General features: G+C 64.4%; 26 protein-coding genes and 1 riboswitch. Of the genes, 19 read left to right on the forward strand and 7 right to left on the reverse strand.

Annotation, left to right across the window (positions count from 1 at the left end; all coding sequences use genetic code 11):
• Positions 1–8 precede the first annotated feature (8 nt).
• The 5 genes from HMPREF9153_RS06975 to HMPREF9153_RS06995 all read left to right on the forward strand — a co-directional run bounded on the left by HMPREF9153_RS06975 (position 9) and on the right by HMPREF9153_RS06995 (position 5,519).
• A complete protein-coding gene (locus HMPREF9153_RS06975; RefSeq protein WP_004810667.1) occupies positions 9–1,304 on the forward strand; it encodes an ABC transporter substrate-binding protein in 1,296 nt (431 codons plus the stop codon).
• Complete coding sequence (locus HMPREF9153_RS06980) at positions 1,304–2,263, forward strand: carbohydrate ABC transporter permease (RefSeq protein WP_004810668.1); 960 nt, start codon at positions 1,304–1,306, stop codon at positions 2,261–2,263. The genes HMPREF9153_RS06975 and HMPREF9153_RS06980 overlap by 1 nt, the downstream gene beginning before the upstream one ends.
• Positions 2,256–3,149: a carbohydrate ABC transporter permease gene (locus tag HMPREF9153_RS06985; RefSeq protein WP_004810671.1), complete on the forward strand. Its 894-nt coding sequence runs from the start codon at positions 2,256–2,258 to the stop codon at positions 3,147–3,149. Before HMPREF9153_RS06980 ends, HMPREF9153_RS06985 begins: the two co-directional genes overlap by 8 nt.
• 106 nt (positions 3,150–3,255) lie before the next feature.
• Entirely contained in the window at positions 3,256–4,293 is a 1,038-nt protein-coding gene (gene tdh / locus HMPREF9153_RS06990) for an L-threonine 3-dehydrogenase (RefSeq protein WP_004810672.1), read from the forward strand.
• 35 nt (positions 4,294–4,328) lie between these two features.
• Complete coding sequence (locus tag HMPREF9153_RS06995) at positions 4,329–5,519, forward strand: glycine C-acetyltransferase (protein WP_036980084.1); 1,191 nt, start codon at positions 4,329–4,331, stop codon at positions 5,517–5,519.
• Between the two features lie 24 nt (positions 5,520–5,543).
• Here HMPREF9153_RS06995 and HMPREF9153_RS07000 read toward each other — a convergent pair whose 3' ends face one another.
• Genes HMPREF9153_RS07000 through HMPREF9153_RS07015 form a run of 4 tightly spaced genes read right to left on the reverse strand, consistent with a single transcriptional unit; the run spans position 5,544 to position 8,647 of the window.
• Positions 5,544–6,458: an ABC transporter substrate-binding protein gene (locus tag HMPREF9153_RS07000; protein WP_004810677.1), complete on the reverse strand. Its 915-nt coding sequence runs from the start codon at positions 6,456–6,458 to the stop codon at positions 5,544–5,546.
• Positions 6,459–6,480: 22 nt separating this feature from the next.
• A complete protein-coding gene (locus tag HMPREF9153_RS07005; RefSeq protein ID WP_004810680.1) occupies positions 6,481–7,176 on the reverse strand; it encodes an ABC transporter permease in 696 nt (231 codons plus the stop codon).
• Positions 7,173–7,826: an ABC transporter permease gene (locus tag HMPREF9153_RS07010; protein WP_004810681.1), complete on the reverse strand. Its 654-nt coding sequence runs from the start codon at positions 7,824–7,826 to the stop codon at positions 7,173–7,175. Before HMPREF9153_RS07010 ends, HMPREF9153_RS07005 begins: the two co-directional genes overlap by 4 nt.
• Positions 7,823–8,647: an ABC transporter ATP-binding protein gene (locus HMPREF9153_RS07015; protein ID WP_004810684.1), complete on the reverse strand. Its 825-nt coding sequence runs from the start codon at positions 8,645–8,647 to the stop codon at positions 7,823–7,825. The genes HMPREF9153_RS07010 and HMPREF9153_RS07015 overlap by 4 nt, the downstream gene beginning before the upstream one ends.
• Positions 8,648–8,772: 125 nt before the next feature.
• Here HMPREF9153_RS07015 and HMPREF9153_RS07020 point away from each other — a divergent pair, with 125 nt between their 5' ends.
• Both HMPREF9153_RS07020 and HMPREF9153_RS07025 read left to right on the forward strand, forming a co-directional pair.
• Entirely contained in the window at positions 8,773–9,606 is an 834-nt protein-coding gene (locus tag HMPREF9153_RS07020; protein ID WP_036979700.1) for a DedA family protein, read from the forward strand.
• 24 nt (positions 9,607–9,630) lie between these two features.
• Complete coding sequence (locus tag HMPREF9153_RS07025; protein ID WP_016667025.1) at positions 9,631–9,993, forward strand: DUF488 domain-containing protein; 363 nt, start codon at positions 9,631–9,633, stop codon at positions 9,991–9,993.
• Positions 9,994–10,002: 9 nt separating this feature from the next.
• On the opposite strand, the gene HMPREF9153_RS07030 is transcribed toward HMPREF9153_RS07025, so the two are convergent.
• Entirely contained in the window at positions 10,003–10,518 is a 516-nt protein-coding gene (locus tag HMPREF9153_RS07030) for an O-acetyl-ADP-ribose deacetylase (RefSeq protein ID WP_036980086.1), read from the reverse strand.
• Positions 10,519–10,627: 109 nt separating this feature from the next.
• On the opposite strand from HMPREF9153_RS07030, the gene HMPREF9153_RS07035 reads away from it, so the two are divergent.
• Complete coding sequence (locus HMPREF9153_RS07035) at positions 10,628–11,644, forward strand: NADP-dependent oxidoreductase (RefSeq protein WP_004810695.1); 1,017 nt, start codon at positions 10,628–10,630, stop codon at positions 11,642–11,644.
• Between the two features lie 19 nt (positions 11,645–11,663).
• On the opposite strand, the gene HMPREF9153_RS07040 is transcribed toward HMPREF9153_RS07035, so the two are convergent.
• Positions 11,664–12,251, reverse strand: a complete 588-nt coding sequence (locus HMPREF9153_RS07040) for a histidine phosphatase family protein (protein WP_004810696.1) — start codon at positions 12,249–12,251, stop codon at positions 11,664–11,666.
• A 92-nt stretch (positions 12,252–12,343) separates the two neighbouring features.
• Between HMPREF9153_RS07040 and HMPREF9153_RS07045 the strand changes: the two genes are divergently transcribed.
• From HMPREF9153_RS07045 to HMPREF9153_RS07095, 11 genes are all read left to right on the forward strand, one after another.
• On the forward strand, positions 12,344–13,267 hold the full coding sequence (locus HMPREF9153_RS07045) for an ABC transporter ATP-binding protein (protein WP_004810699.1): 924 nt from the start codon (positions 12,344–12,346) through the stop codon (positions 13,265–13,267).
• On the forward strand, positions 13,264–14,016 hold the full coding sequence (locus tag HMPREF9153_RS07050) for an ABC transporter permease (RefSeq protein WP_004810702.1): 753 nt from the start codon (positions 13,264–13,266) through the stop codon (positions 14,014–14,016). The genes HMPREF9153_RS07045 and HMPREF9153_RS07050 overlap by 4 nt, the downstream gene beginning before the upstream one ends.
• A 27-nt stretch (positions 14,017–14,043) precedes the next feature.
• Positions 14,044–15,150 (forward strand): sensor histidine kinase, encoded by a 1,107-nt coding sequence (locus HMPREF9153_RS07055; RefSeq protein WP_004810704.1) that lies wholly within the window; start codon positions 14,044–14,046, stop codon positions 15,148–15,150.
• Positions 15,147–15,758 (forward strand): response regulator transcription factor, encoded by a 612-nt coding sequence (locus HMPREF9153_RS07060; RefSeq protein ID WP_004810706.1) that lies wholly within the window; start codon positions 15,147–15,149, stop codon positions 15,756–15,758. The genes HMPREF9153_RS07055 and HMPREF9153_RS07060 overlap by 4 nt, the downstream gene beginning before the upstream one ends.
• A 324-nt stretch (positions 15,759–16,082) precedes the next feature.
• Positions 16,083–17,111 (forward strand): adenosylcobinamide-phosphate synthase CbiB, encoded by a 1,029-nt coding sequence (gene cbiB, locus HMPREF9153_RS07065; RefSeq protein WP_004810712.1) that lies wholly within the window; start codon positions 16,083–16,085, stop codon positions 17,109–17,111.
• Positions 17,111–18,571, forward strand: coding sequence for a cobyric acid synthase (locus tag HMPREF9153_RS07070; RefSeq protein ID WP_004810713.1), 1,461 nt, complete (start codon positions 17,111–17,113; stop codon positions 18,569–18,571). Before cbiB ends, HMPREF9153_RS07070 begins: the two co-directional genes overlap by 1 nt.
• 60 nt (positions 18,572–18,631) lie before the next feature.
• Positions 18,632–18,703: riboswitch (cobalamin riboswitch) on the forward strand.
• Between the two features lie 50 nt (positions 18,704–18,753).
• Positions 18,754–19,530, forward strand: coding sequence for a precorrin-2 C(20)-methyltransferase (cobI, locus tag HMPREF9153_RS07075; protein ID WP_004810716.1), 777 nt, complete (start codon positions 18,754–18,756; stop codon positions 19,528–19,530).
• Complete coding sequence (gene cobM / locus HMPREF9153_RS07080) at positions 19,527–20,498, forward strand: precorrin-4 C(11)-methyltransferase (RefSeq protein ID WP_004810718.1); 972 nt, start codon at positions 19,527–19,529, stop codon at positions 20,496–20,498. Before cobI ends, cobM begins: the two co-directional genes overlap by 4 nt.
• Positions 20,495–23,071, forward strand: a complete 2,577-nt coding sequence (cobJ, locus tag HMPREF9153_RS07085; RefSeq protein ID WP_004810721.1) for a precorrin-3B C(17)-methyltransferase — start codon at positions 20,495–20,497, stop codon at positions 23,069–23,071. The genes cobM and cobJ overlap by 4 nt, the downstream gene beginning before the upstream one ends.
• On the forward strand, positions 23,068–24,339 hold the full coding sequence (locus HMPREF9153_RS07090) for a CbiX/SirB N-terminal domain-containing protein (protein ID WP_004810722.1): 1,272 nt from the start codon (positions 23,068–23,070) through the stop codon (positions 24,337–24,339). Before cobJ ends, HMPREF9153_RS07090 begins: the two co-directional genes overlap by 4 nt.
• Positions 24,340–24,401: 62 nt before the next feature.
• On the forward strand, positions 24,402–25,238 hold the full coding sequence (locus HMPREF9153_RS07095) for a VOC family protein (protein WP_036910013.1): 837 nt from the start codon (positions 24,402–24,404) through the stop codon (positions 25,236–25,238).
• A gap of 28 nt (positions 25,239–25,266) precedes the next feature.
• Here the strand turns inward: HMPREF9153_RS07095 and HMPREF9153_RS07100 are convergent, their stop codons facing one another.
• Positions 25,267–25,920: a precorrin-8X methylmutase gene (locus HMPREF9153_RS07100; RefSeq protein WP_015583223.1), complete on the reverse strand. Its 654-nt coding sequence runs from the start codon at positions 25,918–25,920 to the stop codon at positions 25,267–25,269.
• Between the last annotated feature and the right edge of the window lie 206 nt (positions 25,921–26,126).

Here is a 26,126-nt window from a genome sequence, read left to right on the forward strand (position 1 = left end):
GGTCAATCATGGATCGCAGAGGTTTCATCATGGGAGGGGCGGCCCTCGCCACCCTGACCATCGCCGGATGCTCGTCGTCGAGCAAGAACGACAAGACGGACGTCTCGCCAAGCGTCGACTCGAACACGTCCGCTGAGCTGACCCTGGCCTACTGGGACAAGAACCAGACGAAGACGATCGAGGAGAACCTCAAGTCCTTCGCCAAAAAGTACCCGAACATCAAGGTCAAGACGAACCTGGCCGGGTTCAAGGATTACTGGAACAAGCTGCGCACCCAGGCCCAGGGCAACGAGCTTCCCGACGTGTTCTGGATGAACGGTCCCAACATCCAGCTGTACGCCGCCAACGGTATGCTCGCCCCGATCGACAAGATCACGGATGCCGGCGTGAAGTGGTCGGACTACCCGAAAGCCCTTGTCGACCTCTACACCTACGAGGGCAAGCATTACGGAGTGCCGAAGGACTTCGACACCATTGGCGTCTTCTACAACAAGAAGATCTTCAAGGAGGCCGGAGTCGACTTCCCGACCGCTGACTGGACCTGGGACGACTTCCACAACAAGGCCAAGAAGATCTCCGACTGGGGCAAACCCAGGGGCATCTACGGATGTGCGACCACCATCAACGGCGACGGACAGGGCACTTATTACAACACGATCGCCCAGGCCGGTGGTTACGTCATCAAGGACAACAAATCCGGATTCGACGATTCCAAGAGCATCGAAGGGCTGCAGTGCTGGGCCGACTGGGTCAAGGATGGATCGGTCGCTTCCCCGAAGGTCGTCACTGACACCAAGCCGTCCCAGATGTTCAAGAGCGGCAAGTCCGCCATGTTCTGGACCGGTGACTGGACGGCCTCCGAGCTAGCCGAGGAGTTCAAGGGCAAGGAGGACGACTACGACGTCATCGACCCGCCCAAGAAGGAAAAGAAAGGCACCATCATCCACGGTCTCGGATGGGTTGCCTCCGCCAAGAGCGAGAACAAGGCAGCAGCCCTAGCCCTCATTGCTCACATGTCAGGCAAAGGGAGCCAGGAGGTCGAGGCGAAGAACGGCACCGCCATCCCGGCCTTTAACGGAACTCAGGACGCGTGGATCAAGAGCTACCCGAAGTGGAACTGCAAGATGTTCGTCGCCGCCGCGACGAGCTACGCCGTGACCTACCCGGTTAGCCGTAACACCGACGCCTGGGTCAACCGTGAGGCTGATTTCCTCAACCCGGCCTTTGCCGGCGAGACCCCGGTGCCTCAGGCTGCCAAGAAGCTGGCAGCCTTCATGAACAACGCTCTGAGCAAGGAGAAGTGATGCCACGGCCCGGTGTGCGAGGCAGTCAGGCGGCTGCCTCGCCCTCCGGGTCGGGATCCCACCGGCCCGGACGACCAAATCCGACGAGCGTCGGAGCATGGCCCATCCTCTTCATCGGTCCACTCATGCTCGGCATCGCGGTGTTCTACTACTGGCCCATCGTCAAGAACATCGTCGCCTCGTTGCAGCAGACCAATGCGTTCGGAGGAAATCCCGAGTTCGTCGGACTGCAGAACTACAACGACCTGTTCTCGAGTCCTGATCTGGGCTCGGCGATGCTCAACACTTTGCTGTATACGCTCATCGTCCTGCTGGGGATCCCACTGTCGGTCATCATCGCGTCGATGATTGAACTGCCAGGCCTGAAGTTCAAGGGGTTGTATCGAGCACTGTACTTCATGCCTTATCTGGCCATGCCGATGGCTGTCGCCCAGGTCTGGAAGATCGTGTACAACGGCCAGTTCGGTCTCCTCAACCAGATACTCCGTGGACTTGGTGCAAGCAATCCTCCCTATTGGCTCGTCACCCCAGGATGGGCGCTGTTCGCGGTTGCCCTGTTCGGGCTGTGGGCATCCATTGGTTTCAACGTCATCATCTTGTCGGCAGGTCTGAAATCGATTCCTCGAGAGTTGTACGAGGCCGCATCCATTGACGGTGCCTCGAGATGGCGCCAGTTCTGGTCGATCACGGTTCCGCTGTTGTCACCGTCGATCTTCTTCCTGGTGATCATGACGACGATCAGCGGATTCCAGCTCTTCGATGCCTTATACGCCATGATCGGTACCGGCAATCCGGCTGAGCCCAGAACGAGGTCCTTGGTGTCCCTGTTCTACCGGGAGGCCTTTGTCAACAACGACCAAGGGGTAGGCGCTGCGATCGCCATTGTCATCTTCCTCTTGGTCGCCATCGTCACCTTCATTCAGTTCCTGGGTCAGAAGAAGTGGGTCAACTATGTCTGAGATCACGCAGGCTGGCGAGGGCTTGAGTGAGCAGGAGATCGACCAGCTCGTCAAGAAGGGCGACCGAAACTCCCAGAAAGGCCTGGTTGGCGTCCACATATTACTGATCATTGGCGGCATCTTCATGGTGTTCCCGTTCGTCTACCAGGTGCTCATGTCCTTGTCGACGAACGCTGAGATTCAGGCCGTTCCGCCCAAGTTCATCCCGGACGAGTGGCAGTTCAAGAACTATGCCGACGTTTTCACGAGGTTGCCATTCCTCAAGCAGTTCGGTGTCTCGGTGACGATCACCGTCCTGCGAACCGTCGCGCAGTTGATCCTGTGCGCCATGGGTGGATACGCCTTCGCCCGGATGAAATTCGGAGGCAAGTCCATCCTTTTCGGGTTCGTGCTGGCCATCCTCATGGTGCCCGGACAGTCCTATCTCATTGGCCAGTACCAGATCATTCGTGACCTTGGCCTGCTGGAGACCCCGTGGGGCATCGTGTTGCCAGGTTTCTTCTCGGCCTTCGGCGTCTTCCTGATGCGGCAGTCGTTCATGAGCCTGCCCGTCGAGTTGGAGGAAGCAGCCCGCCTTGACGGGTGCAATCCGTGGCAGACCTTCTGGCGAGTCATGGTTCCCGTCGTCAAGCCAGGCTTGTTCGCCGTCATGATCACGACTGTGTTGTGGTCCTGGAATGACCTGCTGTGGCCACTCATCGTAACCACGCGGGAGGAATCCATGCCGTTGAGCGTAGGTATAGCCACCTTGGCCGGACAGCACTCCAGCGAGTTCGCCCTCATGATGGCCGCCTCCGTGATGGCCATGGCACCGATCTTCCTGCTGTTCTTCTCGATGCAGAAGAGGGTCATCGAAGGGCTGGCCAGCTCGGGTTTGAAGGGCTGAGCCCCGGAGTTCACCACCCGACGTGCAGCACTGTTCGGGTAGTGGCACAGTTGTGTCGTCACAAAGATGTGGTTGAGGGGGTCATGCCCCGGAAAGGTGAGGGGCCATGAAGGCCTTGGCGAAGACCCGGCCGGAACCGGGGCTTGAACTCATTGACATTCCCGACCCGACCCCGGGCCCGAACGATGTCGTCGTCAAGGTGCTGCGCAGTGGGATCTGCGGCACCGACGTCCACATCGACACGTGGGACGGATGGGCTTCCAAGACGGTGCACACCCCGCTGGTCCTCGGACACGAGTTCTGCGGTGAGATCGTCGAGCTCGGTTCCGAGGTCAATGATCTGGAGGTCGGCCAGCTCGTCTCTGGTGAGGGCCACTACGTCTGCGGCCGCTGCCGGGCCTGCCTGGCCGGTAAGCGACACCTGTGCCGCAATACCCAAGGTATCGGATACGCGGTTGACGGGGCCTACTGCCAGTACTTCGTCATGCCGGCCAGCAACATCTGGGTCCACCACATCCCGAACCTCGACCCCGACGTCGCGGCAATCTTCGACCCCTTCGGCAATGCCGTTCACACGGCGCTGCAGTTCCCCTGCCTGGCCGAGGACGTCCTCGTGTCGGGAGCCGGACCCATCGGGATCATGGCGGCCCTCGTCGCCCAGTTTCAGGGGGCGCGCAACGTCGTCGTCACCGACCTGTCCGACGAGAGGCTCGAACTGGCCCAGAGGCTCGGCCTGGACAACACCGTCAATGTCTCCCGGGAGGGTCTGGAGACGGTGTGGAACCGCTTCGACATGAAGGAGGGCTTCGACATCGGTCTGGAGATGTCCGGGTCGGGTGCCGCCCTGACCTCCATGATCGACAACATGACCCATGGCGGTCGTATCGCCCTGCTGGGAACCCCGAGCAAGGCCATCACCCTCGACATGTCCAAGATCATCTTCAACATGATCACGATCCAGGGAGTCACCGGCCGTCAGATCTTCGAGACCTGGTACACCATGGCCTCCCTCATCCGCTCCGGTCTGGACATCTCCGGGGTCATCACCGACAGGTTCCCCATCACGGAATTCCGTGAGGCATTCGACGTCGCCGGCTCGGGCCATGGCGGCAAGGTCGTCATGAACTGGGAATGCCTCGACTGATCGACGAAGGAAGGACAATCACCATGTACGGATCCATGAAGGACGAACTCAGCGCCAAGATCGCAGCCCTCAAGGAGGAAGGGCTGTACAAGGCCGAGGCCCCGTTGACCAGCCCCCAGTCAGGCGAGATCACCGTCGACGACGGACGCGAGGTCATCAACCTGTGCGCCAATAACTACCTCGGTCTGGCTGACTCACCGGTGCTCGTCGACGCCGCCAAGAAGGCCCTCGACGAGTGGGGCTTCGGCATGGCCTCGGTGCGATTCATCTGCGGCACCCAGACCCTGCACCAGAAGCTGGAGCGGGCCATCACCGAGTTCCTGCACCCCGATGACCCCGACAACTGGGACACCATCCTGTACTCGTCCTGCTTCGACGCCAACGGTGGTCTCTTCGAGGTGCTGTTGGGGCCCGACGACGCCATCATCTCCGACGAGCTCAACCATGCCTCGATCATCGACGGCGTCCGGCTGTGCAAGGCACAGCGTTTCCGCTACCACAACCAGGACATGGCCGACCTGGAGACCCAGCTCAAGGACGCCCAGGCCAAGGGCTGCAAGCACATCATGGTCGCCACCGATGGCGTCTTCTCCATGGACGGTTTCGTCGCACCGCTGCCGCAGATCTGTGATCTTGCCGAAAGGTACGGTGCGATGGTCATGGTCGACGACTCCCATGCCGTCGGATTCGTGGGCAAGACTGGTGCCGGCACGCCCGAGCGCTGGGGGGTGCGTGACCGTGTCGACGTCCTGACCGGCACCCTCGGCAAGGCCCTGGGCGGAGCCTCTGGCGGCTACACCTGCTCCCACCGCGAAGTCGTCGAGATACTGCGTCAGAACTCACGCCCCTATCTGTTCTCGAACTCGCTCGCCCCGTCCATCGCCGGTGCCGCCCTGGCGACCCTAGAACTGCTCAAGTCGAGCTCGGACCTGCTGGATCGTCTGCGCGACAACACCGCGTACTTCCGTGCCGAGATGACCGCACGCGGATTCGACATCCCGGAGTCGGATCATCCGATCTGCCCCGTCATGATCGGCGACGCCGTCAAGGCTGCGAAGATGGCCGACGCCATGCTCGCCAAGGGCATCTACGTGCGCGCCTTCAGCTACCCAGTTGTGCCCCGAGGCAAGGCCCGCATCCGTACCCAAATGTCTGCCGGACTGACCCGTGAACAGCTCGACAAGGCCATCAAGGCCTTCGAGGAGGCTCGCGAGGAGATCGGCTGAGATTTCTGGTGAGGGGGCTGGTGATCAGGCCAGCCCCTTCCTTCCCAACCACTCCTTGGCAATGGTTGACGCCGAAGCCTTCTCGTCCCCCTGGGCCCGTTGGTTCATGGCGATGAGGTCGTCGGTGGTCATGGCTCTCGAGACCTTGGCCAGTTGGTCGCGGGTCTTGTCGTCAACCTTTGTGTTCATCAGCGGGACGACGTTCTGAGGCACGATGAGGTGCTTGGGGTCCTCCAGGACGACGAGATTCTGCTCCTTGATCGCGGGAGTCGTCGTGTAGAGATCGACGAGGTCGACCGTCCCTGATGTTAACGCCTTGACGGTGAGCGGGCCGGAGGAGTCCGACAGTGCGGTGAACTTGATCTTGGATGCCGGGACCCCGTACACCTTCGTCAATCCCCTGGGCCCGTAGGGACGTTCTTTGAGCTCAGGATTTCCGCCCACCTTGACGGCGTCCAGCTTGGCCAGATCTGCCAAGGAAGTGACCTTGTGGGCCTTGGAGAACTCGGAGGTGACGCACCAGGAGTCGGCGTCCTGGGCTGCTGACGGTTCACCCACGGACATGCCGGACGGCACCGCCTTGCGCAGAGCGTCCATGACCGATTTCTCGTCAGAGGCCGTCGAGGATCCCTGGAAGAACTGCAGCAGGTTCCCGGAATATTCCGGGACGAGGTCGATCGAGCCGTCCTTGAGCGCCTTGACGTAGACATCGCGGGCGCCGATCTGCATCCGACGCTTGACGCTGACGCCAGCCTTCTCGAGAGCCTGGGCGTAGACCTCGGCGATGATCTCGGACTCAGTGAAATTCGCCGATCCGACGGTCACACCTGCGCCACCGGAGCCGGAGTCGTTCGAGTCGAGGGGATTATGGGAGGAACACGCCGCCAGGCCGGTCAGCAATGCGGCTCCGAGCAGTGTTCGGCGAGTCGTCGTGGTCATTCTTGCTCCATTCGATGGGTGATCACTGTGGGGTGAGGGCCAGGGCGTGTCGCACACCCGGACCGGTGAGTAGGCGCGTTGCCAGGGCGAGTAGGCCATCGGTGGCGAGGGCCAACACGATGATGACGATGGACCCGGCGAGCATCTGCGGGTAATCGGAGACCGCCAGACCGTCAAGGATGAAACGTCCCAGGCCACCCATGCCCAGGTAGGAGCAGATGGTCGTCGTCGCGATGACCTGCAGGGTGGCTGACCTCAACCCGCCCAGCAGCAGGGGAGCAGCCAGCGGCAACTCGACGCGGCGCAGGACCTGCATCCCGGTCATGCCGCAGGCTCGAGCTCCGTCAGTCACCTCGTCGTCGACGGCTTCAATCCCGGAGTAGCTGCCGGCCAGCAGGGGCGGGATCGCCAAGATCGCCAGCACGATGGTGGCCGGGACGATGGGACGCTCGATTCCCATCGTCGTCGAGATGGCCAGCAAGGTGAGCAGCCCGAGGGACGGCAGTGCGCGCAGAGCCCCTGAACAGGTCACCGCGACGGTCCTTCCGCGGCCGGTGTGGCCAATCGCCAGACCAGCGGGGATCGCGATGACCGAGGCGAGGAGGATGGCCAACAGGGTGTACCAGAGATGCTCGCCGATGCGCACCCCGATGGCTCCGGGACCGCTCCAGTGCGATGAGGTCGCCAACCAGGTGAAAGCAGATGCAATCTGGGTCATGCCGACTCCCCCTTGCGACGCTGCCAGGGCGTGAGGAGACGGCCGACCGCGACGATGACGAGGTCGAAGACGATTGCCAGGACGAGAGTCCCGATGATCCCGACCCAGATCTCGGTCGGGAAGGAACGCTGGTAACCGTCCGTGAAGAAGTAGCCCAGGGAGGGGACGCCAATGAGGGCACCGACGCTGACCAATGACAACGTGGATGCCGAGACCACCCGCATTCCCGCAGTGAGTGCAGGGACAGCCAGCGGCAGGGCCACTCGCCAGAACACCTGGGAATTGGAGTAACCCATGGCGACGGCGTCACGACGTACCGATCGTCCCACCGAGTCGAAGGCGTCGGTGGCCGTCCTCACCAACAGGGCGATGCCGTAGAGGGTGAGGGCGGCGATGACATTGATCGGATCGAGGATCTTCGTGCCGAGGATGAGCGGTAACAGGACGAACAGTGGCAAGGAGGGAAGGGCGTACAGGATGGAGGCGCCGGGTACCAGGAGGCGGCGTGCGGTCCGAGAGCGGTGCGCCCACCACCCTAGCGGGACTGACAGCACGAGGCTCACGACCACTGGAATGATGCCGAGCACGGCATGGTGGCTCGTCAATTGCCAGATTTGGTCCCGGTTCTCGTCGATCCACCGGGTGTTCACGAGTTCTCCTCGGGAGTTCCGGTGAGACGACCGACGAGTCGGCCACCGGCGTCGACGACGGTGGCCGACTCGTCGCGCCGTTCGACGTGGAGACTGCGACGATCTCCGCCGATGAAAGAGGAGACGAAGTCGTCGACGGGGTGGAGCAGGATCTCGTCGGGACGGCCCCGCTGGGCGACCTGGGCACCGCGTCTCAGCACGAGGACCTCGTCGCCGAGCAGGAAGGCCTCGTCGACGTCATGGGTGACGAATACGATCGTCTTGGCGAGATCCTCCTGGATACGTAGAAGACCCTGCTGCAACTCGGCACGCACCACCGGATCGACGGCGCCGAAGGGTTCGTCCATGAGGAGGATGTCGGGGTTGGCGGCAAGGGCCCGGGCCACTCCGACCCGCTGGCGCTGACCGCCGGACAGCTGGGTGGGGTAGCGCCGGGCCAACGAGGAGTCCAGGCCGACCCTTTCCAACAGATCCATGGCTCGGGAGCGGGCAGCGCTCCGGGAAGCCCCGGAGAGAAGCGGCACTGTGGCGATGTTGTCGACCACGGTTCGGTGGGGGAGCAACCCACCCGATTGCATGACGTATCCGATCTGACGACGCAGCTTGACCGGATCAACCGTGGCGACGTCGGTGTCGTCGATGAGTACTCGGCCCTCGGACGGATCGACCATTCGGTTGACCATCCTCAGCAGGGTGGTCTTTCCGCATCCGGATGACCCCAGCAAGACGACCAAGTGGTGGGATTCCACCTCTAGGTCAAAATTCTCGACGGCGACAGTGCCCTCGTCGAAACGCTTGCTGACGTGGTCGAAACGGATCATGCGGTCCTTCCCCGGCCGGCCAGTTCGCGTGTGCTTTGGGTGACGCCGGTTGAGAGATCACGCTACCGTCCGTACGAGGTCAGGAGAAGTGCGTTCCCCTCTCGGCAGACATCGCAGCTGCAGGACTGTCACCTGCACTGGGTATCCTCGACGGCGTGCAGGACGAGATGAGTACTGCGGCTGCGGGGGAGAAGGATTCCTTCGCCGTTGCCGCCACCGCCCTTGCTGCGGCCGAGGATGAACTGGAGAGGTCCGCCGTCGGCGACGACTCCGCCGAGGACGAGGAGGAGTGGTGGAAGGCCGAGGGCATGCCCTGGAACCACAAGCCAGGCCGCTCCGACTACTGGTGCATGGGGTGGATCGGCTTCCTCGGCATCTTCTCGTTGGCCATGCTCCCGCTGCGTGGTTGGCTGCTCGGCCTTGACCCGCCGATCCTCGTGGGGCTCACGGGATCCCGTACCGGTGCAGCAGCGACCGGAGCTCTGGCGTCGGTCAATCAGGCCCCGCACTGGCTGTGGTGGTTGCTGTTGGGCTCGATCATGTCGATCAAACTTGACTGGGTCTACTGGTGGGCCGGCAAGCTGTGGGGCCGGGGGATGATCGAGGTCTGGGCCGGACGATCCGAGCGGTCCCGACGCCGTTACGACCAGGCGGAGAGATGGGCTCGTAAGCTCGGCTGGCTGGGAGTTCTCGTCGCCTATGTGCCGATTCCGTTGCCGATCATGCCGGTGGTCTTCGTCCTGACGGGTGCCTCCGGGATGAGGGTGAAGTGGTTCGTCGCGCTGGACTTCGTCGCCGCCACAGTCTGGAACCTGGGCTACCTCGCACTGGGGTGGGGGGTCGGTGATCCCATCGTTGATGCCCTGAAGTACTACGCGAAGATTGCGAACTGGGTGGCCATCGTCCTGCTCGTCGTCATCCTTGCCCCCCTCTTCTTCAAGTCCAAGAAGAAGGCTTGACCCCGGCGTGACACAGTGGAAGGCGTGACAACCTTCCGCGCAGTGAATATCCGTGACGACCTCAAGGCGGGCCCGGCCAAGGGGTATCGGGTTCTCGTTGATCGCATGTGGCCGCGAGGGGTCAAGAAGGACGATGCCGAGCTCGATGAGCGTCGCACCGATCTGGCCCCTTCCTCGGAACTGCGCACCTGGTGGAACCACGATGCTGACCGGTTCGACGAGTTCGCAGGCCGTTACGAGGCTGATCTCGACGAGTCGGGAGCAGCGAAGAAATTCGTTGACGAGTGCGCCGACCACGACGAGGTGATCCTGCTCTTCGGTGCCGGCGACCGCGAGGTCAACCACGCCGTCGTGCTGGAGCGAATCCTCAACGATCTGGCTGGATGAGAATTCCGATCATTCGTTTTCGAGGGCGGAGCGGTACCCGGCTTCGGCCTCGGCGTTGAAGGCGACGAGGTAGATCGTCTCCACCGAGGTGTCGGTCTGCTTGCATGTTTCGACGGCGATGCGGGTGGACTCGTCCATGGGATAGCCGTACACCCCTGCCGAAATCGTCGGGAAGGCGACGGTTCTCGCGCCGATCTCGTCAGCCACCTGCAGGGACGTGCGGTAGCAGGAGGCGAGTTGGTCAGACTTGTCGATGGTCTTCGCCCAGACCGGACCGACGGTGTGGATGACCCACTTGGCAGGCATCTTTCCCGCGGTGGTGGCCACCGACTGCCCCGTGGGCAGGCCGTCGGGCAGGGTGGTCTCGCGGAGTTTGCGACAAGCCGCCGACAACTCAGACCCTGCAGCCCGGTGGATGGCCCCATCGACCCCTCCGCCACCAGCCAGCCGACGGTTCGCCGCATTGACGACGGCGTCGACGTCGAGAGCGGTGATGTCAGTGCGAAGGATCGTGATCTCGGCCATGGCCCCATTGTGCATGACCTGCGATCACCCTCCGCGGAATCCGCTGGTCTGGTGGCATGAGGCGTGCGATGGTCGAGATGTTGATCGGCGTCGAGAGAGGAACACTCCCATGAGCACCACCCATCTGACTTCCACCCGCGCTGTCCACCTCGCATCCCGACCACACGGTGCACCGACCGAGGACAATTTCCGCATCGAGGAGATCACCCTTCCCGAACTGGCCGACGGGCAGATCCTCGTCGCCAATGAGGTGATGTCGGTCGACCCGTACATGCGCGGCCGGATGAACGACGTCAAGTCCTACGTGCCACCATTCCAGGTCGGCCAGCCCCTCGACGGTGGAGCGGTAGGCACCGTCATCGCGTCGCGCAGCGAAGGCATTCCGGAAGGAAGGCACGTCGTCCACCAGCTCGGATGGCGTGAACACGCGGTTCTCGACGCCTCCGATGCGAGGGTCATTGACGTTGACATCGCACCCACCTCGGCCTACCTCGGTGTTCTGGGCATGACCGGCTTTACCGCTTACGCGGGTCTGACACGCGCCGCGGAGATGAAGGCCGGAGATGCCGTCTTCGTCTCCGGTGCCGCCGGGGCCGTCGGCTCGATGGTCGGCCAGTTGGCGGGCCTGCTCGGGGCGACTCGTGTCATCGGCTCTGCCGGCACCGATGCCAAGGTTGCCCGATTGCGTGACCTTGGTTTCGACGCTGCCTTCAACTACCACGACGGTCCGGTGAGCGACCTGCTCGGACAGGTCGCTCCCGACGGCATCGACGTCTACTACGACAACGTCGGTGGAGACCACCTGGAGGCCGCCATCAACCACCTCAACACCGATGGTCGCGTGGCCATGTGCGGGGCGATCTCCCAGTACAACTCGGTCGAGCCGCCGTGTGCCCCGCGCAACCTGGGGCTGGCTATCGGCAAGCGGCTGACACTGCGGGGTTTCGTCATCGCCAAGTACGCCGAGGAAGTCCGTCCGGAGTTCCAGCAGAAGATGGCCCAGTGGTTGGCAAATGACGAGATCCACTGGGACGAGACCTACCGGGATGGCCTCGACGCGGCGCCCAAGGCCTTCATCGACATGCTCGAGGGTGCCAACACCGGGAAGATGCTCGTGAGGCTGTGAGATTCCCCAGCACGGAATCTCACAGGTCCGGAAGGCTCTCCACCAGCTCGTGCAGGTCGAGATCCCGGTACATGACGATCCCATTCGTCAGCGCGAGGGAGTAGTCGCAGTCACGGTGGGTGCCTCCGGACAGGGCCGACAGCATGACGCGCAGGGTGTCCCCGTGACTGACCATGACGACGGCCTCGGGGGGATTCTGGGCAAGATCGTCCAACAGATCGCGACAGCGTCGCCAGACGTCGAGAAGCGACTCCCCGCCACCCCAGCCGACCTCGGCAATGTCGGCATCCTCGGGGACCGGCATCTCGTGCAGTTCACTGGACAGCTTGCCCTCCATGTCACCCAAGTACTGCTCCCGCAGCCGGGCGTCAGTCTGAGGTGTCGACCCGATCGCGCGACCCACACGTTGAGCGGTCTGCAGGGCACGTTTCTGGTCCGAACTCAGCAGTGCGGTGTGACGAGGCACCAATACGGCGACCTTCCGTCCGGCCTCACCGGCCTGACGATGGCCTCTCCTGGTCAGGGGGACCTCCATCGTCTGCCCTTGGACGCGGTGCTCCAGGTTCCAGGTGGACTGGCCGTGGCGTACCAGGACGATTCGAGTCATTGCCGTAGCCTAACCCCCCATGACGAATGTCATGGCGAATTCGTGACGCCGGACCATGGGCGGAACCACGCCTGGTGGGGTGTTATGGAGGCATGAACGAAACAGCGGTGGTCGTCGAGGATCTCGTCAAGGCCTTCCCTGCCAAGGGAGGACACCTGACGGCCGTCGACCACATCAATTTCACCATCAAGCAAGGGGAGGTCGTCGCCTTCCTCGGCCCCAACGGCGCCGGCAAGACGACAACCATCGACATGTTGTTGGGGATCACCGACCCGACCTCCGGCCGCGTCGAGTTGATGGGCCGGAACGCCGAGGAGGGGGCCCGATCCGGTCGGGTCTCGGCGGTACAACAGACCCGTGGCCTGCTCGACAACTTCACCGTCCACGAGACCCTGCGAGTCATCGGATCGACCTTCAAGCTCCCGCGCTCCCGGATCGATGAGCAGATGCGGGTCTGGGAGCTGGAAGATTTCGCCTCCCGGAAGGTCGGAAAGTGTTCAGGCGGTCAGCAACAGCGGCTGCGCTTCGCCCTGGCGATGCTGCCCGATCCGGATCTCCTGGTTCTGGATGAGCCGACGATGGGTCTCGACGTCGATGGACGGCGTCACTTCTGGGCCCAGATGCACAAGGCCGCTGACGACGGCCGCACCATCATCTTCGCCACCCACTACATTGCCGAGGCGGACGAGTTCGCCGACCGGGTCATCCTCATCAACCACGGCCGCATCATCGCAGACGGACCGATCGCTGAGATCCGTGCCTCGGTCTCCGGTTCGACGGTCACCGTCGTCTGGCCCGACGTGGATCCCGCGACCCTCGATCGCCTGCCCCACGTCAACCACTACGACATCAAGTCCGACACCGTCACCTTCACCACCGACGACTCCGACGAGTTGGTGCGCCATCTGCTCAACCACACCGAGGCCCACGACGTGCTGGTCGCCCGCACCACTCTGGAGGACGCATTCCTCTCACTCACCAGCGAGAGCATCGACCGGACGGAGAGTGCCTCATGAACATCACCTACTCCCTTCTCGACATCCGGCGGATGGTTCGCACCCCGTCGATCATCATCTTCGCCTTCGTCATGCCGGTCGCGATGTACGTGCTCTTCGGTGCAATCCAGGACTACGGCACCATCTCGGTGGCACATGGAAACGTCAATGCCGCAGTGATGGCGTCGATGGCCCTCTACGGCACTGCCACCGCCGCCTCAGGTCTGGGGTCGTCGTCGGCCCTGGAGCAACAGGCGGGATGGGGACGGCAGCTGGCGACCACCCCGATGACCCAGTGGAACTACCTCGTCACCAAGATCGTCTCGATCCAGGTCGTCGCGGCCGTGCCGGTGGCCCTCGTGCTGCTCGTCGGCGCCCTCTCGGGTGCGCGTATCGATGGCATCGGATGGCTGTGGACCTTCCTCCTGGCATGGGTGTGCTGCGTTCCTTACACCATCTTCGGTCTTGGAATGGCGATACTTATCCGTAACGAGAACGCTGCCTCCCTGGTGTCCTTCTTCGTGCTGGCCTTCGCTTTTCTCGGCAATGTCTTCATGCCCTTGGGCGGGTTCATGCTTAAGCTCTCCCGCTTCACCCCGCTGTGGGGCGTCAACCTGCTGCCGCGGTGGCCGATCATGGGAGGATACGAGATGACGACCCAGGGGCCGGTCGAGGTCGACCTCTCCCGTGCCATCATCAGCGCAGTGGCGTGGGCTGCTGTCTTCGTCGTGTTGGCATGGCTGGTCTCCCGCCGTCACAGGGACCGCTGAGAGGCCAGCTGGGAGGAGAACAGGCCGATGCGCAAACGCTCCAGACGCTCGCTGTCGGCATGGGGCGCGCGCGGGACGCAGACCTTGTATGCCGGGATTTGGACGATCTTCCTTGCTTATCCCATCGAGCACATAGCTGCCAACCCCGAGCTCGTGAGGTCCCAGCGGGTCACCGGGTTCGTCCTCATCGGCCTCTTCGTGCTGGTCTACCTGTTCGGATTCTGGCTGGGGGTCGACACGCTGGAGACCTGGCTCTCGCGACGTTGGATGCCTCGCTGGCCCTGGGCATTTCTGGCCGTGATATGCCTGCTCAACGGCGGGGTGGCCCTCGTCGATCCGTCGGCGGCCGTCGAGATGTTCGCCTTTCCGTTGGCCTTCACCCTCTTCCTAATGTCGACATCCGCAGTCCTGATGGTCCTCGTGCTCGAGGTCGCCGCGCTGTTGGTGGCCCGGATCGTCGACGACCAGCGACAGTGGTGGCTCATCGGGCTGCCGTCGATGGCCATGATTCTGCTGGCCGGATGTATCAGTCGGGTGTGGAGCAACAACCGGCTCGAGCAGAACAAGCAGCACAAGATCGAGGCCACCTATGCCGAGCGGGAGAGGATCGCCTCCGACGTCCATGACCTTCTCGGCCAGAGCCTGACGGTGATCTCCATGAAAGCCGAACTCATCGGCAAACTCATCGACATCAACCCGGAGGCCGCCAAGGAACAGGCAGCGGACACGCACAACCTGAGTCGCGAGGCCTTGGCGCAGGTTCGAGGCCTGGTCAGTGACCTCAACGAGGCTGACCTGGACTCCCAGCTCGCCACCGCGGCGACAGCCCTGACGACAGCTGGCATCTCCCTTCGGGTCCACGACGAGCGGACCGGCGAGTCCGAGCATGACGCCGTGTGGGGGTGGGTGGTGCGTGAGGCCGTCACCAACATCATCCGCCACTCTCAGGCCAGGTGCTGTTGGATCAATCTGTCCGACGACCGGATGTGCATCATCGACGACGGCATCGGTGTCGGCGACGCCGAGGAAGGTTCCGGCCGGGCGGGGATGAGGCGTCGTGTCGAGGGCGTCGGTGGGCACCTGGACATCGGTTCGGGAGACAATGGTCGGGGAACCAAGGTGGTGGTGTCATGACCGACGAGTCGATCAAACTCGTTCTCGCTGATGATCAGGCCTTGGTACGCGGTGCCCTTGTCGCTCTGCTCTCCCTGGAACCCGACATCGAGGTGGTCGGCCAATGCAGTCGTGGCGACGAGGTCGTCCTGACGGTTGAGAAGACCCGTCCCGACGTGCTGCTGCTCGACATCGAGATGCCCGGAATGGACGGCATCGAGGTGGCGGACCGCTTGGCTGGGGCTGACGTCAAGATTCTCATCGTCACCACCTTCGGACGCCCCGGGTACCTGCGCCGGGCGATGGATGCCGGGGTGGCTGGATTCGTCGTCAAGGACACCCCGGCCGCCGAACTGGCCCAGGCAGTGCGCAGGGTTCATCAGGGAGGCCGCGTCATCGACCCGTCCTTGGCCGCGGAGTCCCTGCTGGAGGGGTACAACCCGTTGACGGAGAGGGAGCGAGGTGTGTTGCGGGAGGCGGAGTCGGGGGAGCCGATCGCCGTCATCGCGAGGAAGCTCTCCCTGTCGACTGGAACGGTCCGTAACCACGTGTCCTCAGCGATCGCGAAGACCAACAGCGTCAATCGAGCCCAGGCAGTTGCCGAGGCCAGGAGACGCGGCTGGCTGTAAAGGCGGAAGTGCTGCCAGGTTTTGGAACCACCGATTGTCCAGGTCCGTGTCAGGCAGTTCAAGGAGGCACCGTGAAAGCGCCCGACACCCACTCCCCGCGTCGAACCAACACCAAATCTCCGACTCGTGGCTGCTCGTGTGGTGCGGTCCCCGGTGCCCGCCACCACATGCCGTCAACCCAGAGCCCGCATGAGGTGTCGGTTGGCTCCTGCTGGATTGGGCCGCACTGGTCAGTCCTCTCGTGGGGCGGGTACCAATCCATCTGGACCCTTCATCAGCGACTCCTCTCCTCATCAGTCCGGGCCGCTGCTCTAGGGTGTGGGCATGCTGTGTCATCGTGACCGTCGTCGTGGGCTCGGGTTGGCCGCCCGGGCAGTGGGGCTGGGAGTAGGTGTCGTCGCCGATCGGTTGTTCGGTGATCCGCAGGAACACCACCCGGTGGCGGTCTTCGGTAATGCCGCCGCTGCCCTCGAGAAGCGTGACTGGTCCGACTCCGTCGCGCGTGGCGGTGCTCATGTGGCCGCATGTCTTGTCCCTCTGGCCCTGTTGGGAGCAGGGGTCGAGAAGGTCACCGCGAAACACCCGATGCTGCGCGTGATCACGACGGCTGCGACGACCTGGGCGGTCATCGGGGCGACCTCGCTGGCTGACGAAGGTCAGCGAATGTACGTCCGGCTCGACGAGGACGACCTGGCCGGGGCCCGCGAGCAGCTGTCCCACCTGTGCTCCCGTGACGCCGACCAGCTCGACGAGCCGGAATTGGCCCGGGCGACCGTGGAGTCCATGGCCGAGAACACCTCCGACGGCGCCGTGGCATCCCTGTGGTGGGGAGCCGTGGCCGGCGTGCCGGGAATGCTGGTCCACCGCGGGGCGAACACCCTCGATGCCATGATCGGACACCACAACGAGCGTTACGAGAACTTCGGCAAGGTTGCCGCCCACCTTGACGATCTGCTGGATCTCCCTGCCGCCCGGCTGACCGGACTGTTCGCCTGCCTGCTGGCGCCCACCGTCGGGGGAGACTGGCGTCGGGCAGTGCAGATCATGATGCGTGATCATGGTCATCACCCCAGTCCGAACGGGGGATGGTGCGAGTCGGCCTGGGCGGGCGCCCTCGGGGTGCAACTGGGCGGACGCAATGTCTACTACGGCAATCGTCACGAGGATCGTCCCCTGCTGGGAGACGGCGCACGCCCGGACAGCCGGAAGGTCGCGGACGCTGCCGACCTCGTCATCGGGGTCACCGGGGTGGCGACGGCTGCCGCCTGCCTCGGCGTAGCGGCCATCGCCCACCTCAGGTTCTACGGCGGCATCCTGCCGCGGCGTTCCGACTCGAGCGCGAAGGAGAAGTGATGAGTGGAATCCTCGTCGCCGGAACGTCTTCTGACGCCGGGAAGTCGCTGGTCGTCACCGCCCTCTGCCGGGCCGCGTGGCGTCGCGGGATCGACGTCGTTCCCTACAAGGCCCAGAACATGTCGAACAATTCGATGGTCTGCCCCGACGGGTCCGAGATCGGCCGGGCGCAGTACCTGCAGGCCAGCGCCGCCAGGGTGACCCCGGAATCAGCCATGAATCCGGTGCTGCTCAAACCTGGCACCGATCGTCGCTCCTTCATCGTGCTGCGTGGCACTCCGGGAGGCGTGCTGGAAGCAGGCCAGTACGCCACCGGACGACGTCACCTCGCGGAAGCCGCATGGGCCGCCTACGACGAGCTCTCCGCCGCCCACGACATGGTCATCTGCGAGGGTGCGGGCTCCCCGGCCGAGATCAACCTGCGTACCGGTGACTACACGAACATGGGACTGGCAAGGGAGAAGAACCTGCCGGTGGTGCTCGTCGGGGACATTGACCGCGGCGGGGTGCTCGCCAGCCTCTTCGGCACCTGGGCGCTGCTCGACGACGCGGACCGTTCCCTGCTGGCCGGGTACGTCATCAACAAATTCCGCGGTGATGAGTCCGTTCTCGCTCCCGGTCTGGAGGAGATCACTCGTCGCACCGGAATGCCGAGTTTCGGGGTGCTGCCCTGGGTCCCCGAGGTGTGGCTCGACGGTGAGGATGCGTTGGAGGTGGGACGTTGGCGTCACGACGGGAACTCCGGTTCAGCCGACGATCTGCGGGTTGCCGTCGTCCGGCTGCCGAGAATCTCCAACGCCACCGATGTCGACGCCATGGCCGCCGAGGCCGGGGTCGACGTCCAGGTGACGACCAACCCCAACACCTGCGAACTGGCTGACGTGCTCGTCCTGCCCGGATCGCGGTCCACCGTGCGTGATCTGGAGTGGCTGAGGTCCACCGGAATCGCTGAGGTCGTGGCCCGCCGTGCCCGTCAAAGTCGCACTGTGCTGGGCATTTGTGGCGGCTACCAGATGCTCACCCGCCTCATCCTCGACCCCGCGGGTCAGGAATCGCCGACCGAGCGAACCGAGGGACTCGGGCTGCTGCCGGTCGAGGTGACCTTCGATGCTGACAAGACCCTGGCCATCCCGAGCGGATCCTGGCGGGGGATCGAGGTCGGCGGCTACGAGATCCATCACGGCCGAATGGACGTCGACCTGTCGGCGGGGGAGCCCTTCCTCGACGGAGTCCGCGTCGGAAGCGTCTGGGGGACGATGTGGCACGGTGCCTTCGAATGTGACGATTTCCGGCGTGCCTGGCTGGCCGAGGCTGCTGAGCATGCCGGATCGGCGTGGCGCCCGGTGGAGGGTGCCATCGGGTACGGGCAGCGCCGCGAGCAGATGATCGACGTACTGGCCGACGCCGTCGAGGAGCATCTCGGTCTTGACCGTCTGTTCTCCCTGGCAGGCGGGAGCTGACCCCGGCCGTGTCGTGGTGTGGTGCCACGATGTGGGAGGATCGATACAACGACCGATCTCGAGGAAGCCGGTGTGAGTCCGGCGCGGTCCCGCCACTGTGACCATCGCCGCGGTGATGGCAGCCAGACACTCGAACGGTTCGTTGCGCACGTCATCGGGCGAGGACACCTGAGGAGGCCGTCATGACCTATGCCCCTGTACATCCTGACCACAAGTCGGGGCGAACCCTCATCGGGGTCGGAGTGGGGCCGGGTGACCCAGAGCTGGTCACCCTGCGAACCTTGCGCATCCTGCGCGAGGCTGATGTCATCCTCGTGCCCTACACCGAGGCCACCACCGACGGCCCCGGACGTGCCGAGACCATCATCACTGCCGTCGCCCCGGAGATCGTCGAGCGCATCAAGCGCATCCCCTTCTCCATGCGGGAGAAGTCTGGTGTCGGCGAGAAGCGCAGGGCCTCCTGGCAGGTATCCGCCGATGCGGCGATCACGGCCTTCGACGAAGGGGCTCGCACCGTCGCCCTGGCCACCGTCGGCGATCCTACGGTCTTTTCCACCTTCACCTACCTGCGCGCCAACGTCGAGGAGAGACTCCCCGACGTCAGCGTCGAGCTGAGCCCAGGCATCACGGCCATGCAGGCCTTGTCGGCGGCGTCCGGGCGCCCGCTGGTGGAGGGCAAGGAGATCTTGGCCCTCGTCCCGGCCACCGTCGGGATGGAAAAACTTGGCCAGGTCCTTGACCTCGTCGACTCAGTGGCGATTTACAAGGGGGGACGCAAACTCCCAGATGTTGTCGAGCAGCTGCGGCAGCGGGATCGTCAGGCTGTCATCGGCACCGACGTCACGCTGGAGTCCGAGCAGATCGTCACCCTCGGTGAGGTCGCTGATACTCAGGCCCTGCCGTACTTCTCGACCGTCCTCACCACTCCAGAGCGCACCATCACGGGAGGAAAACTGTGAACGAACCTCAAGCTGCACGACCCATTCAGCACGCCTCCGAGAGGGCCCTGGAGGATCTGGACCACAACGCCATCGAGCCGCCTCCGGTACCGCGGCGGGAGATCCCCGAGGGAGCAGGCAAGGTCGTTTTCGTCGGTGCCGGACCGGGCGCTCCGGACCTGGTGAGCCTGCGCGGAGCCCGTGTCATCGAGGCCGCTGACATCATCATCTGGGCCTCCAGCCTCGTCCACCCCGACATGGTGGCCCGTCACAAGGAGGGAGCCGAGCTCATCGACTCCGCCTCCATCCCGCTGGAGGACCTCGAGCCCCTCTACACCCGCGCCCGTGACGAGGGGCTGGTGGTGGCGAGGGTCCACACCGGTGACCCGTCCATCTATGGCGCCACCGCCGAGCAGCGCGACCTGTGTCGTCGCATCGGCATCGGCTTCGAGACCATCCCGGGCATCTCGGCCTTCTCGGCCGCTGCCGCCCGGATGGACGTCGAGATCACCGTCCCAGAGGTGTCCCAGTCACTCGTCCTCACCCGATTGGAGGGCGGGCGGACCCCCATGCCCGACGGGGAGACCGTCGCCTCCTTCGCCCGTCACGGTGCGACGATGGCGATCTACCTTTCGGCGGCCCGTAACAAGGCTCTTCAGGAGGCCCTGCTGGAGGGAGGCTACCTGCCCGAGACCCCCTGCATCATCGGGTACGCGGTCAGTTGGCCCGAGGAAATCATGTTCCGCTGCGACCTGGCCCACCTCTCGGAGACGATGCGCAACCACAAGCTGTGGAAGCACGCCGTCGTCCTCGTCGGACCGGCCCTGGCGGAGGGCCCGATCAAGACTCGCAGCCACCTCTACCATCCCGGTTTCCGTCACGAATACCGCGGAGCTGACGCCCAGGCCCACGCTGACCTCAAGGCCCACGGCACTCGCGGCGTCTACGACCAGGACCCCACGAACTCCAACACGAGGGACAATTCATGATTCGCGTCCACGGATATCTCGGTGTCATCTCCGACTCCTTGCGCCAGGAGGTCGCCGATGCTGACCTCGTCGTCGGAGGTCAGCGTCACCTTGACGCCCTCAACGTTCCTGACGAGAAGCGTCAGAAGCTCGGCCTCATCGGCCCGGCCATCGAGCGGGTTCAGTCCCTGCCCGACGACGCCAACGTCGTTGTCATCGCTTCCGGTGACCCGCTCTTCTTCGGTGTGGTGCGACGTATCCGCCAGGCCGGTCTCGAGGTCGAGGTCGTGACGGCCCCGACCTCCTTGCAGGCTGCTTTCGCCGCCGTGGCCCTGCCCTGGGACGACGCCCAGTTCGTCTCCTCCCACTCCAAGGATATCGAGACCGCCATCCGGCTTGCCAAGATCCACCCCAAGGTGGGCGTGCTGACAGCCCCCAACCGTGGCCTGGCGGAACTGGTCGACGGACTCGCGGGTCGCGGCAAGACCTTCGTCCTCGCTGAGAAGATCGGTGAGGAGGGTCAGCGGGTGCGTGTCCTTGACGAGCAAGCCGCCAGGGCCGTCATTGCTGACGCGGACGTCCTCAGCCCCAACGTCGTGCTGGTCCTCGAGCATCATCCGGACTCCCCGGCGGCCTTGGGCATCAACCCGGAGCTGGCCGGTGACGTCAACGTCAATGCTCCCGAGGGCCCCCAGCCCGGCGCCGACACCAGCCCGGACGGCTCGGACCGTAACCCGATCATCGGACAGATCATCAATTCCGACGCCGCGGCGGCCCACGCTGAGGCCATCGACCACGCGCTCAAGCGCGAGACCAAGAAGTACGCCGGGCCGTCCCGCACCGGGCTTGCGGCGGCCTGGGGCGAGTGCGACCTCATCGTCTCCCACCTGGCCCTGGGTGCCACGACGCGCATCATCGCCCCGCTGCTGGAGTCCAAGAAGACCGACCCGGGTGTGGTCGTCGTCGACGAGGCCGGCCGTTTCGCTATCCCGCTGGTGGGTGGTCACGTCGGTGGGGCCAACGAACTCTCCCGCACCATCGCCGAGGCGCTCGGCGGCACCGCCGTCGTGTCCACCGCCACCGACTCACTCGGTGTCCCGGCCCTCGACCAGCTCGGTTGGGCCTACGAGGGTGACGTCGCCGGAGTGACCGGATCGATCATTGCCGGACGCCCGGTGCTGGTCATCCGCGAGCAGCCCTGGCCGCTGCCTCCGCTACCCAAGAACGTCACCGAGGACGCTGAATCCCCGGTCGCCCGAATCATCGTCTCCGAGCGGGTCGCCGAACGTGTGCTCGCCGATCATGGTGACGACCTGCCCACCGTCGTCCTGCACCCGGACTGCTTGGTCGTCGGGATGGGATGCAACAAGGGCACCGAGGTGGAGCCGCTGCGAGAGCTGCTGACGAAGACCCTGGAGGAGAACGGCTTGGCCCTCGGGTCCGTCACCCGACTGATCTCCCACGAGGTCAAGGCTGGTGAGCTCGGTCTGGTGAAGCTGGCCAACCAGCTCGGTGTCGAATACCGCACCGAGACGGCAGAGGCCCTGGCCGCGCAGGAGGTTCCGACGCCCTCTGACGTCGTCGCCCGTGAGGTCGGTACTCCGAGTGTCAGCGAGGCGTCGGTGCTGTGCCAGGGAGCTGAACTGCTGGTCCACAAGACCAAGACCCCGGAGGCCACCTGCGCCGTCGGTCGTATCCCGGCCCGCGGCCACCTTTCGGTCGTCGGCCTTGGGCCGGGCTCGCGCGACCTTCTCACCCCACGTGCTGCCGAGGCCATCCGCAGCGCCACCTTCATCGCCGGATACGCCCCCTACGTCCGTCAGATCCGCGACTTGGTGCGTCCGGGGGCCACGATCCTGGCCACCAAGATGGGCACCGAGGAGGAACGCACCCAGGCTGCCATCGACGCGGCCCGCGACGGTCGCAACGTCGCCTTTGTCTGCGGCGGCGACCCAGCTATCTACGCCATGGCGTCGCCGACCCTGGAGATGGGCACCGACGGCATCGACGTCGAGATCGTTCCCGGTGTCACCGCCGAGCTCGCCATCTCGGCGATCTTGGGCGCACCGCTGGGGCATGATCACGCCACCATCAGCCTGTCGGACCTGCACACCGACTGGGATCTCATCGTCAAGAGGGTGAGGGCGGCTGCCGAGGGAGACCTCGTCACGACCTTCTACAACCCGCGTTCGCGTACCCGCACCCACCAGCTTCCTGACGCCCTGGCGATCATGGCGGAGCATCGTCCGCCGTCCACCCCGGTGGCGATCGTCTCCCACGCCGAGCGTCGTCAGCAAGAGGTGATCATGTCCACCCTCGAGGAGTTCAAGCCCGAGTGGGTCGGCATGACGACCCTGGTCGTCGTGGGATCGACGACGACCAAGTACGTGAGCTCCGGAGACGGACGACGCCTCATGGTCACCCCACGTGACTACCACTGGATGGATGGTCGCGTTTCCGGTGAGGCTCGCAAGAATTACACGCACAAGGACCTGCCGAAGGCCGACGAGAACACCTACCTCTCCAAGCCGCCGGTCCACTCGACCCGCATGTCCGGGTCCGAGAACAACGCCGAGACGAAGGAGTCGAAATGACCGATCCACTTGCCAGCGGGACGCCGTTGGTCATCGCCGCCCACGGCACCCGTGACGAGTCGGGAGTGGCCGAGTGCCGCGCCCTTGCTGACCGCATAGCCGAGAAGCTGCCCGGGATACCGGTAGAGCTGGGATTCGTGGAGCTTGCCGAGCCTGGCATCCCGGAGGCCGTCCGTGCCGCCGTCTCCCAGGCCCCGGAGGTCCCCGAGGGTGCTGACGGTGACGAGAAGCCGGCAGCCGCCGTCGTCGTTCCGTTGATGTTCAACACCGGCGGTCACGTCCGGGAGGACATTCCAGAGGCCATCGACGAGGGCCGTGGGGACGCACGCGTCATGTATTCCGCCCCGTTGCTACCGGACGTGCGGATGCGCAAGGCCCTCAACCGTCGTCTCGCCGAGATCCTCGCTGCCGGTGAGGGACGCGAGGAGTGGCGTTCCCGCGACACGGCCGTGGTGTTGGTGGGACGCGGTGCTCTCGTGTCCGATGCCAACGCTTCCCACTACACCCTGACGAGGATGTTCTGGGAGGAGAACGACCTTGACCGGGTCGAACCGGCCTTCATCCAGGTGACCCGTCCGTCGGTTCCCGAGGCCCTCTCCGCCCTGGCTGCCCAGGGTGCCGACCAGATCGTCGTGCAGGGTAATTTCCTCTTCCCGGGGCTGCTGCACGTGTGGATGACCGAGCAGGTGGAGGCCTGGCAGGCCAGCCATCCCGGAGTCGAAATCCGCATCGCCCCGGTCATCGGTGACTGTGACGAGGTTGCCGACGTCGTCGTCGATCGCTACCGAGAACCCCTTGACGAGGTGGGCCTGGGGGAGGGAGCCCCGGTCTACATGACGGGTCTGCGTCTGCAGGGCCGCAAGGTTCTGGTCGTCGGTGCCGGGCACGTTGCCGAACGTCGCGTCGTGAGGCTGCTTGAGGCCGGGGCCGAGGTCCACGTCGTCGCCCCGAACTCCGGTATCCAGCTCACGCGGATGTCCCGCAAGGGATTGGTGGACCTGGAGCGTCGCGCCTTCCAGGTCGAGGATCTTGACGGCGTCTGGTTCGTCCAGGCCCTCACCAACGATCCTGAGGTGAATGCCTTGGTGGCAGAGGAGGCCGACAAGCGCGGCGTCTTCTGTGTGCGTGGTGACAAGGGACGCAAGGGCAGTGCCTTCACTCCGGCCACCGAGAGGGCTGGTGGCATGACGGTCAGCGTGGTCGGTGACCGCACCCCGCGTCGCTCCGCCAAGCTGCGTGACGAGGTGCTGCGAGCCTTGCAGGGCTGAATCTGTCGAGGAGGGATTCCCCGACGATGACGGTTCAGGGCTTTCCTGCCTATCATCGTCGGGTGATCTCCCACGACCTACATGCCCTGGGCTTCGACGCCCCCGATCTCGACGTCCTCGTCAATTCCGCGGCTGAGGCTGGTGCTGTCGGGGTGGAGGACGTCGGCGGGTTCGACCTGCTGGCTGCTTACACCGATCCGTCCGGTGCGCGGCTGGCGCTCATGAAGCAGAAGGATCGCGACGAGATCGAGACGATGGCCTCCCTCGTCGCCCCGACGACTCACCCTGCCGACCTGGTGCGGTTCAGCTCGACGGTGGCACTGGTCGACATCTATTCCCACGCCAACTTGGCATCCATGCTCACCGGGGAGTCGGTCCTCAAGCTGCCCGCCGCCAACCGCAAGCACCTGGCGCGCTTTCTGGCCAATGTTGACGACCCGGTTGAGGTACCGCTGTGCCCCGAACCCGGTGACGACACCCCACGCTTCATCGAGCATCTGCGGGTGGGCGCCGTCGCCAATCAGATGCTGCGGGTCTTTGAGTCCGAGGAGGAGTACGGACGCTCTCACGAGGGGTCTCTGGGCGGTACCGGTGATCTGCAGTTCGCCGCCGGAACCCTGATCAGCCCGTGGCTGATGGAAATCAATGCCGGTCGCGCCACTCGAGGGGAGGTCAGCGCCGTCGCCGAGATGACGATGGTCTGCAAGCGGGTCGAGAAGCGCACCAATGAACTCACCGACGTCGATTGGTACCGGATCGTCGGTGACACCTCGATCCCGATGACCCTGGCCGCCCCGGCGAACCTGCCGCGGGTTCCCCATGAGGGGTCGGTCATCTCGGGTCAGGTCGTCCCGGTGGTGTCGACGGGTACTTGGGAGGGTGACGCCCTCTGGGGGTGACGCCCTCTGGTCACGTGCCGTGAACCCCTCAGCGGTGGGTGTTCGTCAGTTCGTCGGTCGAGGCGATGGCGTTGACGGCAGCCACTGCGATGGCCGAGCCACCGCGTCGTCCCAGCAAGGTGAGGTAGTCCAGTCCCAGCGTGGAATCGACGAGAGCCTGCTTGGACTCGGCCGCACCGACAAAACCAACGGGGATACCGACGACAGCCGCCGGGCGGGCCCCCGTCTCCTCGCACACCTCGAGCACCCGGTACAAGGCGGTCGGGGCGTTGCCGATGGCGACGATGGCCCCGTCGAGCTTGCCCTCCTCGGCCCACAGGTCCACCGCGGCGCAGGTTTTCGTCATGTTCTTGGCCTTGGCGATGTCGGCCAGTCGGGGATCCTTGATGTAGCAGATCGTCTCGTTGTCACGGGGGAGACGAGACCGGATGATCCCGGTGGCGGTCATCGAGGAATCACACAGGATTGGAGCGCCAGCGCGCAGGGCCTTGCGAGCCGCAGTGACGACGCCGGGGGTGAAAGCGATGTCATCGGCGATGGCGGGGTCGGCGGCAGCGTGAATCATTCGGACGACGACACCTTCGACGTCGGCGGGGAAGCGATCGAGGTCCGCCTCAGATCGGATGATGCGGAAGGACTCGCGGTAGATGTCGGATCCGTTGTTGACGTACTCGTGGGCCACGGCTGTGCTCCTGACGATGACAAGGTGTGATGACGTCGGGATGCTAACACTGCACGTCGCGCACATGGTGCGTTACCATTGTTAGGCCATCCTTGGATGCAACCCCGGGACAGCTGTGTTTCACTGTCCAGGACACAACTCAAGAATGCCCTGATGACGTGGTTGAAGCCGGGAAATGCCGACACGGACGCGCCACTGTGAACGAT

Origin of the sequence: Cutibacterium avidum ATCC 25577, from assembly GCF_000227295.1 — a bacterium.
Lineage (GTDB): Bacteria > Actinomycetota > Actinomycetes > Propionibacteriales > Propionibacteriaceae > Cutibacterium > Cutibacterium avidum.